Source organism: Roseixanthobacter glucoisosaccharinicivorans, from assembly GCF_043195095.2.
In the GTDB taxonomy this organism is placed as follows: domain Bacteria; phylum Pseudomonadota; class Alphaproteobacteria; order Rhizobiales; family Xanthobacteraceae; genus NCEH01.
This window is the reverse complement of record NZ_CM195538.1, coordinates 814129-829340: the sequence shown is the minus strand read 5'-3', so window position 1 is coordinate 829340 and position 15212 is coordinate 814129. Positions and strand designations below refer to the sequence as shown.

General features: G+C 66.6%; 14 protein-coding genes. 4 read left to right on the top strand and 10 right to left on the bottom strand.

What is annotated here, in order from left to right; genetic code table 11:
* The first annotated feature begins 4 nt into the window (after positions 1-4).
* Positions 5-1234, top strand: coding sequence for a formamidase (fmdA, locus tag V5F78_RS03485; protein WP_394066527.1), 1230 nt, complete (start codon positions 5-7; stop codon positions 1232-1234).
* A 72-nt stretch (positions 1235-1306) separates the two neighbouring features.
* Complete coding sequence (locus V5F78_RS03480) at positions 1307-1660, top strand: FmdB family zinc ribbon protein (RefSeq protein WP_394066529.1); 354 nt, start codon at positions 1307-1309, stop codon at positions 1658-1660.
* Positions 1661-1681: 21 nt separating this feature from the next.
* On the opposite strand, the gene V5F78_RS03475 is transcribed toward V5F78_RS03480, so the two are convergent.
* The 4 genes from V5F78_RS03475 to V5F78_RS03460 form a co-directional block, all read right to left on the bottom strand.
* A complete protein-coding gene (locus tag V5F78_RS03475) occupies positions 1682-2425 on the bottom strand; it encodes an RlmE family RNA methyltransferase (RefSeq protein ID WP_394066531.1) in 744 nt (247 codons plus the stop codon).
* Positions 2426-2434: 9 nt separating this feature from the next.
* Positions 2435-3709, bottom strand: coding sequence for a Ppx/GppA phosphatase family protein (locus V5F78_RS03470; protein WP_394066533.1), 1275 nt, complete (start codon positions 3707-3709; stop codon positions 2435-2437).
* Positions 3710-3979: 270 nt separating this feature from the next.
* A complete protein-coding gene (locus tag V5F78_RS03465; protein ID WP_394066534.1) occupies positions 3980-4729 on the bottom strand; it encodes a transaldolase family protein in 750 nt (249 codons plus the stop codon).
* A gap of 288 nt (positions 4730-5017) precedes the next feature.
* On the bottom strand, positions 5018-5818 hold the full coding sequence (locus V5F78_RS03460) for a chorismate mutase (RefSeq protein ID WP_394066536.1): 801 nt from the start codon (positions 5816-5818) through the stop codon (positions 5018-5020).
* Between the two features lie 200 nt (positions 5819-6018).
* Between V5F78_RS03460 and V5F78_RS03455 the strand changes: the two genes are divergently transcribed.
* A complete protein-coding gene (locus V5F78_RS03455) occupies positions 6019-6378 on the top strand; it encodes a hypothetical protein (RefSeq protein ID WP_394066538.1) in 360 nt (119 codons plus the stop codon).
* A 349-nt stretch (positions 6379-6727) separates the two neighbouring features.
* On the opposite strand, the gene V5F78_RS03450 is transcribed toward V5F78_RS03455, so the two are convergent.
* The 3 genes from V5F78_RS03450 to pncB form a co-directional block, all read right to left on the bottom strand.
* Positions 6728-6988: a hypothetical protein gene (locus V5F78_RS03450; RefSeq protein WP_394066540.1), complete on the bottom strand. Its 261-nt coding sequence runs from the start codon at positions 6986-6988 to the stop codon at positions 6728-6730.
* Between the two features lie 256 nt (positions 6989-7244).
* A complete protein-coding gene (locus V5F78_RS03445; RefSeq protein ID WP_394066541.1) occupies positions 7245-8315 on the bottom strand; it encodes a BON domain-containing protein in 1071 nt (356 codons plus the stop codon).
* Between the two features lie 179 nt (positions 8316-8494).
* On the bottom strand, positions 8495-9787 hold the full coding sequence (pncB, locus tag V5F78_RS03440; RefSeq protein ID WP_394066543.1) for a nicotinate phosphoribosyltransferase: 1293 nt from the start codon (positions 9785-9787) through the stop codon (positions 8495-8497).
* A gap of 331 nt (positions 9788-10118) precedes the next feature.
* On the opposite strand from pncB, the gene V5F78_RS03435 reads away from it, so the two are divergent.
* Positions 10119-11528 carry a sensor domain-containing diguanylate cyclase gene (locus V5F78_RS03435; protein WP_394066545.1) on the top strand — a complete coding sequence of 470 codons (1410 nt, stop codon included), beginning with the start codon at positions 10119-10121 and terminating at the stop codon, positions 11526-11528.
* A gap of 51 nt (positions 11529-11579) precedes the next feature.
* Here the strand turns inward: V5F78_RS03435 and V5F78_RS03430 are convergent, their stop codons facing one another.
* From V5F78_RS03430 to V5F78_RS03420, 3 genes are all read right to left on the bottom strand, one after another.
* Positions 11580-12422, bottom strand: a complete 843-nt coding sequence (locus V5F78_RS03430) for an HTD2 family dehydratase (RefSeq protein WP_394066547.1) — start codon at positions 12420-12422, stop codon at positions 11580-11582.
* A gap of 7 nt (positions 12423-12429) precedes the next feature.
* A complete protein-coding gene (locus V5F78_RS03425) occupies positions 12430-13593 on the bottom strand; it encodes an acyl-CoA dehydrogenase family protein (RefSeq protein ID WP_394066549.1) in 1164 nt (387 codons plus the stop codon).
* A 92-nt stretch (positions 13594-13685) separates the two neighbouring features.
* Positions 13686-15203, bottom strand: a complete 1518-nt coding sequence (locus V5F78_RS03420) for a fumarate hydratase (protein WP_394066551.1) — start codon at positions 15201-15203, stop codon at positions 13686-13688.
* Positions 15204-15212: the final 9 nt, after the last annotated feature.

The following is a 15212-nucleotide window of genomic DNA, read 5'->3' as shown; positions in this document are numbered from 1 at the left end:
GTCCATGGCCGATACTTTGATTAAGGTCGATCTCAACCAGTCCGCCTATGACAACGACATGGTGCACAACCGCTGGCACCCGGATATTCCCATGGTGGCCTGGGTGAAGCCCGGCGACGATTTCATTGTCGAAACCTATGACTGGACCGGCGGTTTCATCCAGAACAACGACAGCGCCGACGACGTGCGCGACATCGACTTGTCCATCGTGCATTTCCTCTCCGGCCCGATCGGGGTGAAGGGGGCCGAGCCGGGCGATTTGCTGGTGGTGGACCTGCTGGACATCGGCGCCATGCCGGACAGCCAGTGGGGCTTCAACGGCTTCTTCTCCAAGAAGAACGGCGGCGGCTTCCTGACCGACCACTTCCCCCAGGCGCAGAAATCCATTTGGGATTTCAAAGGCATGTTCACCTCGTCCCGGCATATTCCGGGGGTGAATTTCGCCGGCCTGATCCATCCCGGCCTGATCGGCTGCCTGCCCGATCCCAAGCTGCTTGAGACGTGGAACAAGCGCGAGGTGGACTTCATCGCCACCAATCCGACCCGCGTGCCCCCGCTCGCCAATCCGCCCTTCGGCCCCACCGCCCATATGGGCCGCCTCACCGGCGAGGCGAAGGCCAAGGCGGCGGCAGAAGGCGCGCGCACCGTGCCGCCGCGCGAGCATGGCGGCAATTGTGACATCAAGGACCTTTCGCGCGGCTCGAAGATCTATTTCCCGGTCTATGTGGACGGCGGCGGCCTCTCCATGGGCGATCTGCACTTTTCCCAGGGCGACGGCGAGATCACCTTCTGCGGCGCCATCGAGATGGCCGGCTGGGTGCATCTGAAGGTGGACGTGCTCAAGGGCGGCATGGCGAAGTACGGGATCAAGAACCCCATCTTCAAGCCCTCGCCCATCACGCCCAATTATAAGGATTACCTGATCTTCGAGGGCATTTCGGTGGACGAGGCCGGCGGCCAGCATTATCTCGACGTCCACGTCGCCTATCGCCAGGCGTGCCTCAACGCCATCGAATATCTGAAGAAGTTCGGCTATTCCGGCGCCCAGGCCTATTCCATCCTCGGCACGGCGCCGGTGCAGGGGCACATCTCCGGCGTGGTGGACATTCCCAACGCCTGCGCCACGCTCTGGCTGCCCACCGAGATCTTCGACTTCGACATCAATCCGACCGCGGCGGGACCGACCAAATTCCTGGACGGCTCCATCGACATGCCGCTTTCGCCCGATCTGTGATCGCGGACGCGCCACCGGCCGGGGCGTGCGCGCCCCGGTCTCCCGCGAGGAACGCCAGAAAACGAGGGCGAGATGCCGGTCTATGATTATATGTGCGACGCTTGCGGCCCCTTCACGCAGACCCGGCCCATGAGCGAATACAACCATCCCCAGGCCTGCCCGGACTGCGCGGCCTCTTCGCCCCGCGCCATCCTCAGCGCGCCACGCCTTGCCAATATGGATGCGGGCCGCCGCACCGCGCTTTCCACAAACGAGCGCAGTTCCAATGCGCCCATGAGCGTCGGCCAGTTCGCCGCCGCCCAGGCTTCAACCAAGCACGGGGCGGGCTGCGGCTGCTGTTCGGGCAAGATGAAGAGCCGCACCAAAACAGCCCAAAACGGCGCCAAGAGCTTTCCCTCGGCCCGGCCCTGGATGATCAGCCATTAGGCCGGTGCGAAGCGAAAAGCCTCAGTCGGCGGATTGCCCGATGGGCGCATAGCCCTCCTCGCCCGGCAGAGGATCGGCCTTGCCGCGAAAACCGGTCGCCAGAACATAGAGTTCCGCCGAATCCGCCCGGCTCGCGGCCGGCTTGAGGTGTTTCACGGAGGAAAAATCCCGCTTCAGGTCCGCCAGCAGCACGCCTTCGGTGCCGCCCTGGATCACTTTGGCCAGAAACGTGCCGCCGGGCGCCAGCACCTGCCGGGCGAATTCCACCGCGAGTTCCACCAGGGCGACGATCTTGATGTGGTCGGTCTTCTTGTGGCCGGTGGCGTTGGCGGCCATGTCGGACATGACGATATCGGCCCGCCCGTCCAGCAATTCCAGCAGCCGCGCCGGGGCCTTCTCGTCCAGGAAGTCGAGCTGCTCGAAGATCACGCCGGTCACCGGCTCCATCTCCAGCAGGTCGATGGCGACGATCTTGCCGCGCCCCTCTTCCAGGCCAATCTTCTTCGCGGCCACCTGGCTCCAGCCACCGGGGGCGGCGCCGAGATCCACAATGCGCATGCCCTTTTTGAGCAGGTGCGCCTTCTCGTCCATCTCGATGAGCTTGTAGGCCGCGCGCGAGCGATAGCCTTCCCGCTTGGCGCGGGCGACATAGGGGTCGTTGAGCTGCCGTTGCAGCCATTTCTGCGAGGAGGTGGTGCGGCTGCGGGCGTTTTTCACGCGCACTTTCAGCGGCCGCCCATCCGGGCCCCGGGTTGGATTGGTCACGCGATGCTCCTATTGGGGCCGATGGCGACGCCAGGCCCCGTCTGCCCGCATCAACTGCACCAGCATGCCTTCGCGCAAGCCCCGATCGGCGACGCGCAGCCGATCCGTGGGAAAAGCTTCCCGCACGGCTTCCATGATGGCGCAGCCGGCGAGCACCAGATCCGCCCGCTGCGCACCGATACAGGGGTTGGAAACCCGTTCCTCGAACGACATGTCCACGAGGCGGTCCACCACCTCATTGATGTCGCGGGCATGGAGCCAGGCGCCGTCCACGCGGGCGCGATCATAGCGCTCGAGACCGAGGTGGATGCCGGCGACCGTCGTCACCGTTCCCGACGTGCCGAGCAAATGGATGCGGCCTGGCGGGCGCACGCCCCAGCTCTGACGCACGCCTTCCAGCATTTCCAGCACCTCGTCCACCATCTTGATGAACAGCGCGCGGGACACCTTCACACCGCCGTGGCGCTCGGCCAGCGAGACCACCCCCACTGGCATGGAGGCCCAGGAGCGGATGCGGGCGCGCGGCGGTCCGTCGTCGCCCGCCGCGCGGCGGCCGAGCCAGACCACTTCGGTCGAACCGCCGCCAATGTCGAACAGGATGGCGCCGTCGCAGGTCGGGTCCACCAGCGGTGCGCAGCCGGAGGCGGCAAGGCCGGCTTCCGTGCGGCGGTCCACCACTTCCAGCACGAGCCCGGTGCGGCGCTCGACCTCGGCGCAGAAGTCCGCGCCGTTCTCCGCCGCCCGGCAGGCTTCGGTCGCGATGATGCGGGCGCGCGAGACGCCGCGTGCGGCGATCTTGCCGGCGCACACTTCCAGCGCCGCGATGGCCCGCCCCATGGCCGGGGCGCCGAGACGCCCACTGCCGGAGAGCCCTTCGCCCAGGCGAACGATGCGCGAAAAGGCATCCACGACCCGGAAGTTGCGGGCGGTGGGACGGGCGATCAGCAGCCGGCAATTGTTGGTGCCGAGATCAAGGGCGGCATAGATGCGATCGCAGGAGGGAACGGCCTGCTGCCCCTCCCCCGCATGGGCCTGGGAGGAGGCGGGCTCGGCCAGTGCCGGGCCGCGCGCATCCTCGCTGCCCTCGGGGCCGCAGGCATCGTCGGGGCGCGCGGGGCCACGGCTGCCGGCATGCCCCGGCTGCGCGGTGCGCGGCTGCGACGCCGCACCTGCAACGGTTGGCGCGCAAGAAACGGACGCGGAAGAAGCAGGCGCGGTGTCCGGCGGCGGCGCGTCCGCGCGCATTTCGGCACACGGGTCCGATTGCGGGCCTGGATCAGGCACCACCGCTTCCGCCACATCCCCGCCAAAGGCGGTGCGGATGGAAGAAAAGCAAGGCTCCGCCTCGCTCTCCCGGCAAGAGCGCTCCGGGTCCCGATCGGACCCGTGCGTCTCGTCCCTCATCTCAAACCCCTCGCCGCCCTGTACCCGTGCCGGTTTTCAGCTTCGTGCACCTGCGGTCAAAATGTCGCTTCGGCACGAAGTGTAACACCGGGAGGGGAAGGCGCAATGCGCCTGCCCCCATGGGGCGGGAGAATACCGGCTGCGTGCCCCCTATTCGGCGGCGCGGCGGCCGGCCAGATCCAGCGTCAGGCCAGTGGCCAAAGCATCCGCCCGGAACGCCTTGACCGCATCGAGGGACAATTCCTCGGCGGTCCTGCTGCCGAGCGCGGGCAGCTTCTTCAGCACATCGGCCGGGGCGGTGATGATGTGGCAGCCGAGGCGGTCGGCCTCGATCACATTCCACACCTCGCGCGTGGAGGCCCAGATGACTTCCACATTCGGCGTGGCGCGGGACAGTTCCACCGCCTTGGAGATGGCGGGCACATAGTCGATGCCGAGGTCGGCCAAACGCCCGGCGAACACGGAGATGATGGAGGGCGCCCCGCCGGCCAGCGCTGCCACGCCCAATTCCACCTGCGGCACGGCGAAGATGGCGGTGAGGTTCACCTTCACCCCGTCCTGCACCAGATCGCGCACCAGCTCATACAGCGTCTCGCCGCGCGTGGTGGAGACCGGAAGCTTTACGTGCACATGCGTGCCCCAGGTGGCGATCACGCGGGCCTGAGCGCGGATTTCCTCGATCTCGTCGGAGAACACCTCAAAGGAAATATGCCGGTCGGGCACCGCTTCGACGAGGTCGCGGGCATAGGCCTCGTAGTCGGAAACGCCAGCCTTGCGCAGCAGGGAGGGATTGGTGGTGAAACCGGCGATATGGGCCTGCTTCGCCATCTCGACGATCTGCGCCTTGTCGGCACCATCGGTGAAAAGCTTCACCTTGAGATCAGCGAGCTTTACGGCCATCACTTCGTCTCCCGTCGCGTTTTGCGGCATCCTATAGCGCGCGGACGCGCCCGCGTCACGGAAGAAGGCACTCCGCGCCCCGCATCGACGCACGCTTTCGCGCAACCGGGACGGAAGCCGCGACGGCCCGCTCTATAAAAATGTTTCACGTGAAACAATGGCTTAGCGCAGACGAATTTCGGATTCGTGGGACTTCGCGGCGGCTTTTCGGGCGATGACACCGCAGGTTCGGCCGAATATTCGAAGATGAATCCTCTGCCGCGCGTGCGTGAGATCGCGGACGTCCGCTCACGGGTTCGAAGTCAGCGGCGCCGCCATGAGGCCGAGCGCGGTGGCGCCGGGGGGCACCGTGCTCGCCGGCGGCAGAGCGACGAGGCTGTTCGCGCCCGCACGCGCGAGCACCGTCCCGCCCGCGGGCGGGGCGCCGGACAGGCGCACCAGCATGAGGTCGGCCCCGGAAGGATCGCCCTCGGAACGGGTGAGGATCAACGCCCCGGCCGGTGCATCCTTCGCGCGCAGCAAAGGCGCGGCGGCGACGATGCGCACGCCCTGCGGCACATCCAGCCACCAGGACCCGCCGGCCGGCAGAACGGCGGCATCGGCCTGTCCCGACACCAAGGCCTCCAGCGCTTCGGCGGGCTTAGCAAAACGCGATTGGGGAATGGCGGCGCCGAAGAAGGATTGGGCGAGGCGCGCCTCGTCCCCATCCCCCGCCACGGCCACGCGGAAATCCGGCTTTTGCTGAAGAATCGAGCCGGCGATAATGGCGGTCCAGACCTGCACCAGGGTCTGCGCCGTCTGGGTCTGCGCCGTCTGCGGCCCGGCATTGCGCGAGAGCAGGCGACGCAGCAGCGCGGCCTGCCGTCCGGGCCGGAACACCGGGCCACCGCTCGTGGCCTTGCCGGCGCCCACTTCCGCGACAATAGCCGCCCGCGCATTGAGCAGAGCGAGCACTTCGCCGTCCACCCGGTCGATCTCGGCGCGCAGCACCTCCAGCGACCGCGGCGCCGGCGTGCCCTGCGCCTTGGCGCCGGCGATCGCGAGGAGGGAAAAACACGCCACGAAAACAAGAAGATACCGAAGATTCATGACCGCCGTCCCTCGCTCCGCGCCGCGCCGGCGCTAACCTTTCATTGACCAAGCCACAGGATCGGCCGGCCGGGCAAGGCGCAATGGCGTGGCTGGAAAGAGTCCGGAAACCCCCGTGCCCCATCGTGCGGAGGTGCCTGTGGGGCAGGGATATGCGACAGGTGCGTGCGAGCAACCGCATGCGGCGCGAAGAGGGTGCGATGGTTTCTGCGGATCTGGTGCAGCGGATGGCGAAGAAGGCTCACGCGGCCGCGCGCGCCCGCTATCCCTTGCTCGAACCGTGGGAGCGCCTGTCCCCCGAGCGCCGCGCCTATCAATGCCGGCTCATGGGCCAGGCGCTCTCGGCGCTCACCGCCCACGACCTGCTCGATCTGCTGGACGCGGTGCCGGAAGTGATCGCCCTGCCCGCCGAGCCGAGCCCGTTCGCGCTCGCCGAATTGCAGGAAGCCGCCATCGGCGACAATGGCACGGTTAGCGATGCGCGGCGCCGCTATCGCTCGCTTCTGGCCATCGCGGCGCGGCCGCTGCGGCTGCGGCGCGCCGGCCAGCCCAATTCCTAGAGCTGTTTCGACCAACACCGGTTCGCCCAACGGACTCTAGGCTATTGTTTTGACGCGTTTTCTTAACGCAAAACCGGAATCCATTTTTGCTGAAAACGCTCTAGGACCGATCGACCTCCAACGGCGTGGTGCATCGTCGAGGCTCCTAACGGCAGGTGCGGGATATTGTCTTGCTTTCACCGGTCGTCATGGCCGGGGGTGTCCCGGCCAACCACGCCGGGCCGCTCGCGCGGGCCTCGAAAAGCTGGTACCGGCGGAACCGCGTGGATGCACGGGACAAGCCCGTGCATGACGATGCTCTGCTGCAGCCACGAATATGGATCGAACCAAGAGCGTCGGCGCGGGCCCCTCAGCCGTCCCATTCCTGCCGGGCCACCAGCCGCGCCTTGAGGCACGCCAGCCCGCCGATCATCCCATAGCCGCCGACGCTGCCCGCATAGGCATAGGTCACATTGTGATCCTTATGCAGGAAGGTGCCGGCAAGCCCCACCAGTTCGCCGGCGCGGGCGGCCTCCAGCAGGCGCTCCAGCTCCGCAACCACGGTCGGGTTCGGCGTGGGCGCGGTGGGCGGCAGGGCTGTCCCGCGCAGGCTGATGACTTTCTCGGACATGGCCGGTCTCCCTCGTTCCACGCAGAGACAAGCAAACCTCATGCCGAAAAAGGGCGACCCGAGGGCCGCCCTTTTCTTTTTGCAGAACAGGAGTCCTGTCACCGTTCGTCATGGCCGGGCCTGTCCCGGCCATCTACGCCGGGCCGCCTGTGCCGGCCTTGAAAGGCTGGGCCAGCGGGGCCGCGTGGATGCACGGGACAAGCCCGTGCATGACGATGTTCTGCTGCAAGGGCGTCAAGCCCCTGAGGCGGCAGTCTCACCGCTTCACGGTGCCCGGGACGCTCGCCTGGGTCCCGCTGGTCTGGGTGCCGCCGGCCTGAGAAATCGTGCCCTGATGCGAGGTGCTGGTTCCCGAGCCCTGCGTGGCATTGCCCTGGCCGAGGCCGGAGGAGATATCGCGCACCCGCAGATTGTTCTGCACGTGGCGGACGCCGGAAACCTGCTCGGCCACATCCTCCGCCCGACGCCGCTGGGCGCGGTCGGAGACGGTGCCGGTCAAGGTCACTTCTCCCCCATTGGCGGTCACCTCGATTTCGGAGGCATCCACCTGCCAGTCATCGGTGAGACGGTCGCTCACATCCTCGCGGACACGATCATCCGAGCGGCTGTAGTTCTTGGGGCCACGGCCGCGATACTGATCCTCGCGCCGGCGCCGCTCGGCCGCCTCGTCACCGAACCACGACGAAACCTCGTCGCTCGCCCGGTCCCAAAGGCCGCGATCCTGGTCGCGACCCCGTTCGCCGCCATAATAGCCCTCGCGGCTGGAATAGCCGTCCCGGCCGTAATAACCCTCACGACCATAACCGCCGCGCCCGGTCTGCTGGGGCCCGGACATGCCCCATTCCTCACGGCCCCAATCCGGCCGGCGGGCTTGGCGGTCCCGCGAGAAGCGATAGGACTCGTCCTCGTCGCGCGCATGGCCATAAGAGAAATCGGAGCGCGGATAGGTGCCGCCGCCGAAATAATGGGTCTCACGCGAGTCCTGCCCGCGAGAGCCCTGCCCGCGCCCGGCGCCGTAATCTTCATACGGGCCACGCCCGTAATCGCGGTTCGGACCATTGCCGTAATCCGCGTAGCGCCCCGCCTCGCGGGCGCCGGAAGGGTCGCGCCAGCCGGGGCGGTTGCCATAGCTGGACTCGGACGAGAAATAACGCTCGCCGCCACGTCCGTGATCATCGCGATAGCCCTGGTCCCGGCCACGGGCATAGGCCTCGCGATCATTGCCGCCGCGCGGGCCGCTGCGGAAACTGTCCTCATTGCGCCAATCGGAACCGTACCGATCATCGTTGCGGTGCCGATCATCGTCGGCGCGCCAATTCTGAGGCATGCATTCCTCCTGCTTTGGATTTTCCCCTCGCAGAAAAAACCGCGCCCGCACCAAGAGGTTCCGGTAAAGTGCGCCAGCATTGCTCAAATGAAATGCAATTGCCTTAAGTTCTTGCATGCCTTGTGGGAGGCAAGCACAAGCGCGGCCGAAGGTCCCGCCCGGGCTTCATCGTGGCGGTGTCACACCATCGCGGGGCGCGCGACCTGGTTGCCGACCTCGAACAAGCGGCGATAACGCTCGATTTCGGCCGGCGGCCCCATGGCCTTGGTGGGATTGTCGGAGAGCTTCACCGCCGGGAGGCCGTTGGCCGAGATCACCTTGCAGACGATGGAGATGGGATCGAGCGCGCCGTTCGGGGCCAGGCCGCGAAAATCATTGGTCAGCAGCGTGCCCCAGCCGAAGCCGAGCCGCATGCGCCCGGTGAAGCGGGCATGGATGCGCGCCACCTCGTCCACGTCCAGCCCGTCGGAAAAGATGGCGAGCTTCTCGCGCGGGTCCTGGCCGCGCGACTTCCACCAGGCGATCACCTCCTCGCCCCCCTCGATCGGGTCCTTGCTGTCGATGCGGATGCCGGTCCAGGCGGTCAGCCAATCGGGCGCGTGCGCCAAAAAGCCGGTGGTGCCGTAGGTGTCCGGCAGCATGATGCGCAGATTGCCTTCGTAATCCTCCTGCCAGTCCGCCAGCACCTGATAGGGCGCGCGCAGCAATTCGGCGTCGGTGCGGGCGAGCGCGGAATACACCATCGGCAGTTCGTGCGCATTGGTGCCGGTCGCCTCCACCTCGCGCCGCATGGCGATGAGGCAGTTGGACGTGCCGAGGAAGGTGCCCCCCAGCCCTTCCATCAGCGCCTGCACGCACCAGTCCTGCCACAGATAGCCATGCCGGCGGCGGGTGCCGAAATCGGCGACATTCACCGGGCCGAGCGCCTTGATGGCCTCGATCTTCTCCCACACCCGCGTCATGGCGCGGGCATAGAGAATCTGCAATTCGAACTTGCCGAGCCCCTTCAGCACCGCGCGCGAGCGCAGCTCGTTGATGATGGCGAGCGCGGGGATCTCCCACATGGTGGTCTCGACCCACGGCCCCTCGAACACCAGTTCATATTGGCCGTCCCACTTTTCCAGGTGGTAGGCGGGGAAGCGGAAGCCTTCCAGCCACGCCACATAATCGGGCGAGAACATCTGCCGCTTGCCGTAGAACATATTCCCGCGCAGCCACGTGGACTCGCCGCGCGTCAGGCGCAGCGAGCGCACATGATCCAATTGCTCGCGCAAGGCGCCGATGTCGATGATGTCGCCGAGCCGCACCCGGCTGGTGCGGTTGTGGATGCCGAAGGTGACCTTCACGTCCGGGTGGCGCCGGAAAATCGTCTGCCCCATCAGCAGCTTATAGAAATCCGTATCGAGCACCGAGCGGACGATGGGGTCGATTTTCCAGGTATGATTATAAACGCGCGTGGCTATGTCGGTCATGGCAATCCCGATGCGGCGGATGACTGCTATACCACCGCGCCACGGGTGTACATCCACTTTGCCTTGTTTGGGCGCCGCTTATCCTCCGCCATCGGCAGCATTCATCGCAATCTGGATTGGCTGACACCTGTTGGCCCCGTGGAATTTGTGGTAGCAGAGCCGTGCGGATGGTGGCATTACCCCTTAAGGTTGAGCCCCATAAATGGCGAGTATATTTGCGATTATTTTGATCGTGATGCTCTAAATAATCCGGCACTTCCTGGAGAAAGACTTGAACGGGGCGGGGCGCAGCGAGGTCATGGGCGGAGATTTGGCTAAAGCGCTGGATGCCGTGAGGCAGCTGCTTGGCCTCTCCAACCGTACGATCACCGAAATATATGACCACTACCTGACCACCGCGCGCGCGATCTTCGGCATGGATGTCGCGATCATCGCTTTGGTGAAGGATGGCGCGTTTACACCTTTGCGCATGCAATCCAGCCAGGCGCTGACGATCCGCGAGGGACAGCCGATCCCCGAGGCCGCCACCTATTCGATCGAGGCGATCCGCACCGGCCAAGCCATCTCCTGTCCCCACGTGGCGCGCGACCCGGTTCTGCGCGCCCATCCGATCTATGCCGACACCGGCCTTGAATCCTACATGGGCGCGCCGATCAGGATCGGCGACGAGATCGTCGGCTCCTTCAGCCTGCTGGACGCCGCGCCGCGCGAACAGCCCTTCTCCCCCGAAGCGATGGCGCTGCTGGAATTGCTGGCGGAAACCCTCGGCCGCGCCATCGAGCGCGACCGCATGGAAGCCGAGCGCCGCGAGGCGGACAAGGAGCGCACCGCCGCCATCAATTTCTTCCAGACCGCGTTCGCGAATGCGCCCATCGGCATCACCCTGGTGGATCTCGACGGCAAGTTCCTGCGCGCCAACCCCGCCGCCTGCCGCCTGTTCGGCTATTCGGAAGAGGAGCTTCAGGCGCGGGACTTCCAGTCGCTGACCTATCCCGACGACCTGAGCCTGGATCTGAAGCAGCTGGAGGAGATGAAGGCCGGCCTCATCTCGGAATATGAGATGGACAAGCGCTATGTGCGGCCGGACGGCGCGCTCACCTGGGCGCAGCTCAATGTCGCCCTGGTCCGCAACGAGGACGGCTCGCCGCGCTGCTTCATTTCGCAGATCCACGACATTACCGAAGAACACACCTTGATCCAGGAACTCGACCAGAAGCGCAAGCAGCTGGAAGAGGCCAACCAGAAGCTCACCCAGCTCGCCTCGCTGGACCCGCTGACCGGCGCGCTCAACCGCCGCGCGCTGCGCCAGCGGCTCGACCAGGAAATGGCGCGCGCCCATGCCGAGGGCACCCCGCTCGCCTTCATCATGGTCGATGTGGACGACTTCAAGCCCTATAATGACCGATACGGCCATCTGGCGGGCGATATCGCCCTGAAGGAAGTGGCGCAATGCATGCGCGCCGCCTCGCGGGCGAATGATGCCGTCTGCCGGTTCGGCGGCGAGGAATTCCTGCTGCTGCTGCCCCAGACGCCCCAGGCCGAAGCCCGCAAAGTGGCCGAGCGCGTGCGCCAGTCCATTGCCACCAGCACCGCCTTGCCCGAGCGCCTCACGGTGAGCGCGGGCGTGCACGTCTATACGCCCTCGGAAAAGGGCCAGCCCATTGATCGGCTCATCGCCCAGGCCGACGCGGCGCTTTATGAAGCCAAGCGCAACGGCAAGAACCGCGTCGAAATCATGTGAGCCGATCCGGCGCGCGGGCCCCGCGCGCCGTGTCCCGCGCCGAACGCCGGGTCAACCCGCCTGCGCGATCATGCAGGGGCGGCCATCCTCACCGCAGGTCCACAGGTCCAGGCCCTCGGCCCCCTCAGCGGCGTTGAGGCGCATGGGCGGCCCGTCGAAGATCGGCCGCACGCTGCGGAACGAGAAGCGCTTCAGCGGCCGCCCCAGCAGGCGCGCGGCGAATTCCACCAGCATCGTCGCCTGCAACGGCCCGTGCACGACGAGGCCGGGATAGCCCTCTTCCTGCTGGCAATAGGTGCGGTCGTAATGGATGCGGTGGCCGTTGAAGGTGACGGCGGAATAGCGGAACAGCAGCACCGGGGAGGTGTCCACCTCTTCCTGCCAGGTGGCGACCGGTGGCGGCTCGCTCTTGCCGGCGCCACCCGCCGGCGCATCCACGCCGCGATAGACGATGTCCTGCCGCTCGGCGAGGGCCAGGCCACGCGGCGTATAGATATTGTGCGCGACGGTGACGAAGCACAAAGTACCCGTGCGCCCTTCCTTCACCACCACGTCCTCGATGCGCGACAGGCGGCGCGCCTCGTCGCCCACCCGCAGCGCATCGTGGAATTCGAGCGCGCCGCCCGCCCACATGCGGCGCGGCAGCGGAACGGGCGGCAGGAACCCGCCGCGCGCGGGATGCCCGTCCGGCCCCAGGCGGTCCATCTCCACCGTGATCGGCGACAGGCACCAATGGGCGGTGAGCGTCGCCTCTTCGCCGGGCGCCGGGTCGCCGGGATCGCGGTTCAGCGTGGCGCGCATTTCGCGCACCGCGCGGGCGGTCACGAGGTCGCTCACCTCGTTGGTGCGGCCGATCCAGCCGCGCAGGGTTTCAACGTCCAGGGGCTCGCTCATGTCGACCTCAATAGGAGCGCGGCAGGCCGAGCACATGCTCGGCGATATAGCTCAGGATGAGATTGGTGGAGATCGGCGCCACCTGATACAGGCGCGTCTCGCGGAACTTGCGTTCCACGTCGTATTCCTCGGCAAAGCCGAAGCCGCCGTGGGTCTGCACGCAGGCTTCCGCCGCCGCCCAGGAGGCATCGGCCGCCAGCATCTTCGCCATATTGGCCTGCTCGCCGCAATCAAGGCCGGCCTCGAAGCGCTCGGCCGCCTTGTGCACCATCAATTCGGCCGCGCGCATCTGGGCATAGGCCTTGGCGATGGGAAACTGGATGCCCTGGTTCTGGCCGATCGGCCGGCCGAACACCACCCGCTCCTTGGCATAAGCGGTGGCCTTCTCGATGAACCATTTGGCGTCGCCCACGCATTCCGAGCCGATGAGGATGCGCTCGGCATTCATGCCCGACAGGATGTAGCGGAAGCCCTTGCCTTCCTCGCCGATGAGATTTTCGGCGGGAATGCGCACATTGTCGAAGAACACTTCGGTGGTGGAATGGTTCATCATCGCCCGAATGGGGCGGATGGTCAGGCCGGCATTGCGCGCTTCGCGCATGTCCAGGATGAAGACCGAAAGGCCGTCGGTGCGCTTCTTCACCTGGTCTTTGGGCGTGGTGCGCGCGAGCAGCAGCATCAGGTCGGAATATTCCGCCCGCGACGTCCACACCTTCTGCCCGTTGACCACATAATGGTCGCCGCGCTTCTCGGCGAAGGTCTTGATGGAGGAGGTGTCGGTGCCGGACGTCGGCTCGGTGACGCCGAACGCCTGGAGGCGCAGTTCGCCGGAGGCGATCTTCGGCAGATAGGCCTGCTTCTGCGCTTCGTTGCCGTGCCGCAGCAGCGCGCCCATGATGTACATCTGGGCATGGCAGGCGCCCCCGTTGCACCCTGCCCGCTGCACTTCCTCCAAGATGGCGGCTGCGGCGGACAGGGGCAGGCCGGCCCCGCCATAGGCCTCCGGTATCAGGGCTGACAGGAAGCCGGACTGGGTCAGCGCAGCGACGAACTCGGACGGATAGGCCGCCTCGCGATCGAGCCGGCGCCAATATTCGCCCGGAAAGCCTGCGCAGAGCTTGCGCACCGCATCGCGGATATCGGCGAATGTTTCCTCGTCCTGACCCTGCATGAACCCACTCCAAAGCAAACCGTCCTCCTCCCTAGCAAGGGATGAGGCCATCTTGGAAAGTGATAAAAGTGATCGCCCGGTAGGGGAAAAAGCTATACCCGCTCGGCGATCCGCGCCCGCCACAGCGCCGGCCCCAGCGCGTGCACCGATTGCCCGGCACTATCCACGGCCACCGTCACCGGCATGTCCTCCACCACGAATTCGTGGATCGCCTCCATGCCAAGGTCCTCGAACGCCAGCACCCGCGCGCTCTTGATGGCCTTCGACACCAGATAGGCCGCCCCGCCGATGGCGATCAGATAGGCCGCCTTGTGGCGCGCGATGGCGGCGATCGCGTCCGGGCCGCGCTCGGCCTTGCCGATCATGGCGATCAGCCCGGTGCCGGCGAGGATCTCGTCGGTGAAGACGTCCATCCGCGTGGAGGTGGTGGGGCCGGCGGGGCCGACCGCCTCCTCGCGCACCGCGTCCACCGGGCCGACATAATAGATCACCCGGTCCTTCAGGCTCACCGGCAAGGGTTCCCCCGCCCGCAGCATCTGCGACATGCGGGCATGGGCGGCGTCGCGCCCGGTGAGCATGCGCCCGTTCAGCAGCAGCTTCTCGCCGATGCGCCAGGAGGCGACCTCCTCCCGCGTCAACGTGTCGAGATCCACCCGCCGCGCGACCGTGCTGGTCTGATCGAGCACGATCTGCGGCCAGGCGGAGAGGTCCGGCGGGTCGAGCTTCACCGGGCCGGAGCCGTCGAGCACGATGGTGGCATGCCGGTTGGCGGCGCATTGGGGAATCAGCGCCACCGGCTTGGACGCCGCATGGGTGGGGAAAGTGGCGATTTTCACGTCCACCACCGTGGTGAGCCCGCCGAGCCCCTGCGCGCCGATGCCGAGCGCATTCACCTTCTCATACAGCTCGATGCGCAATTCCTCTTCCCGGCTCGCCGGGCCGCGCGCGAGAAGCTGCGTCATGTCGATGGGTTCGAGCAGGGATTCCTTGGCCAGCAGCATGGCCTTTTCCGCGCTGCCGCCGATGCCGATGCCGAGCATGCCGGGCGGGCACCAGCCGGCGCCGAGTTCCGGCACCGTCTTCAGCACCCAATCCACCACCGAGGCGGAGGGATTGAGGGTCGCGAAGCGCGCCTTGTTCTCCGATCCGCCGCCCTTCGCCGCCAGCGAGATTTCCACCGTGCCGCCGGGCACCAATTCCACATGCACCACGGCGGGGGCATTGTCGCGGGTGTTGCGGCGGGCGAACAGCGGGTCCTCCACCATGGAGGCGCGCAGCGGATTGTCCGCGTCGAGATAGGCCCGGCGCACGCCCTCGTTCACCAGATCCGCGAGCGCGCGGTCGGTATCGAAGCGCACGTCCATGCCCACCTTTACGAACGCCACCACCAGCCCGGTATCCTGGCAGATCGGCCGGTGGCCGAGCGCCGCCATGCGCGAATTCACCAGGATCTGCGCGATGGCGTCCTTCGCCGCCACGGATTGCTCGCGCGCATGGGCCTGCGCGAGATGGGTGATGTAATCGGCGGGGTGAAAATAGGAGATGTATTGCAAGGCGTCGGCGACGCTCGCGATCACATCTTCCTCGGCGATGACGACGTTCGGTTTCATGTCTCCCCC

Excerpts from the sequence above, each read along its gene's own strand:
- V5F78_RS03480 (WP_394066529.1), top strand. The coding sequence starts at position 1,307 with ATGCCGGTCTATGATTATATGTGCGACGCTTGCGGCCCCTTCACGCAG.
- V5F78_RS03420 (WP_394066551.1), bottom strand. The coding sequence starts at position 15,203 with ATGAAACCGAACGTCGTCATCGCCGAGGAAGATGTGATCGCGAGCGTC.
- fmdA (WP_394066527.1), top strand. The coding sequence starts at position 5 with ATGGCCGATACTTTGATTAAGGTCGATCTCAACCAGTCCGCCTATGAC.
- V5F78_RS03445 (WP_394066541.1), bottom strand. The coding sequence starts at position 8,315 with ATGCCTCAGAATTGGCGCGCCGACGATGATCGGCACCGCAACGATGAT.
- pncB (WP_394066543.1), bottom strand. The coding sequence starts at position 9,787 with ATGACCGACATAGCCACGCGCGTTTATAATCATACCTGGAAAATCGAC.
- V5F78_RS03455 (WP_394066538.1), top strand. The coding sequence starts at position 6,019 with ATGGTTTCTGCGGATCTGGTGCAGCGGATGGCGAAGAAGGCTCACGCG.
- V5F78_RS03450 (WP_394066540.1), bottom strand. The coding sequence starts at position 6,988 with ATGTCCGAGAAAGTCATCAGCCTGCGCGGGACAGCCCTGCCGCCCACC.
- V5F78_RS03425 (WP_394066549.1), bottom strand. The coding sequence starts at position 13,593 with ATGCAGGGTCAGGACGAGGAAACATTCGCCGATATCCGCGATGCGGTG.
- V5F78_RS03460 (WP_394066536.1), bottom strand. The coding sequence starts at position 5,818 with ATGAATCTTCGGTATCTTCTTGTTTTCGTGGCGTGTTTTTCCCTCCTC.
- V5F78_RS03430 (WP_394066547.1), bottom strand. The coding sequence starts at position 12,422 with ATGAGCGAGCCCCTGGACGTTGAAACCCTGCGCGGCTGGATCGGCCGC.
- V5F78_RS03465 (WP_394066534.1), bottom strand. The coding sequence starts at position 4,729 with ATGGCCGTAAAGCTCGCTGATCTCAAGGTGAAGCTTTTCACCGATGGT.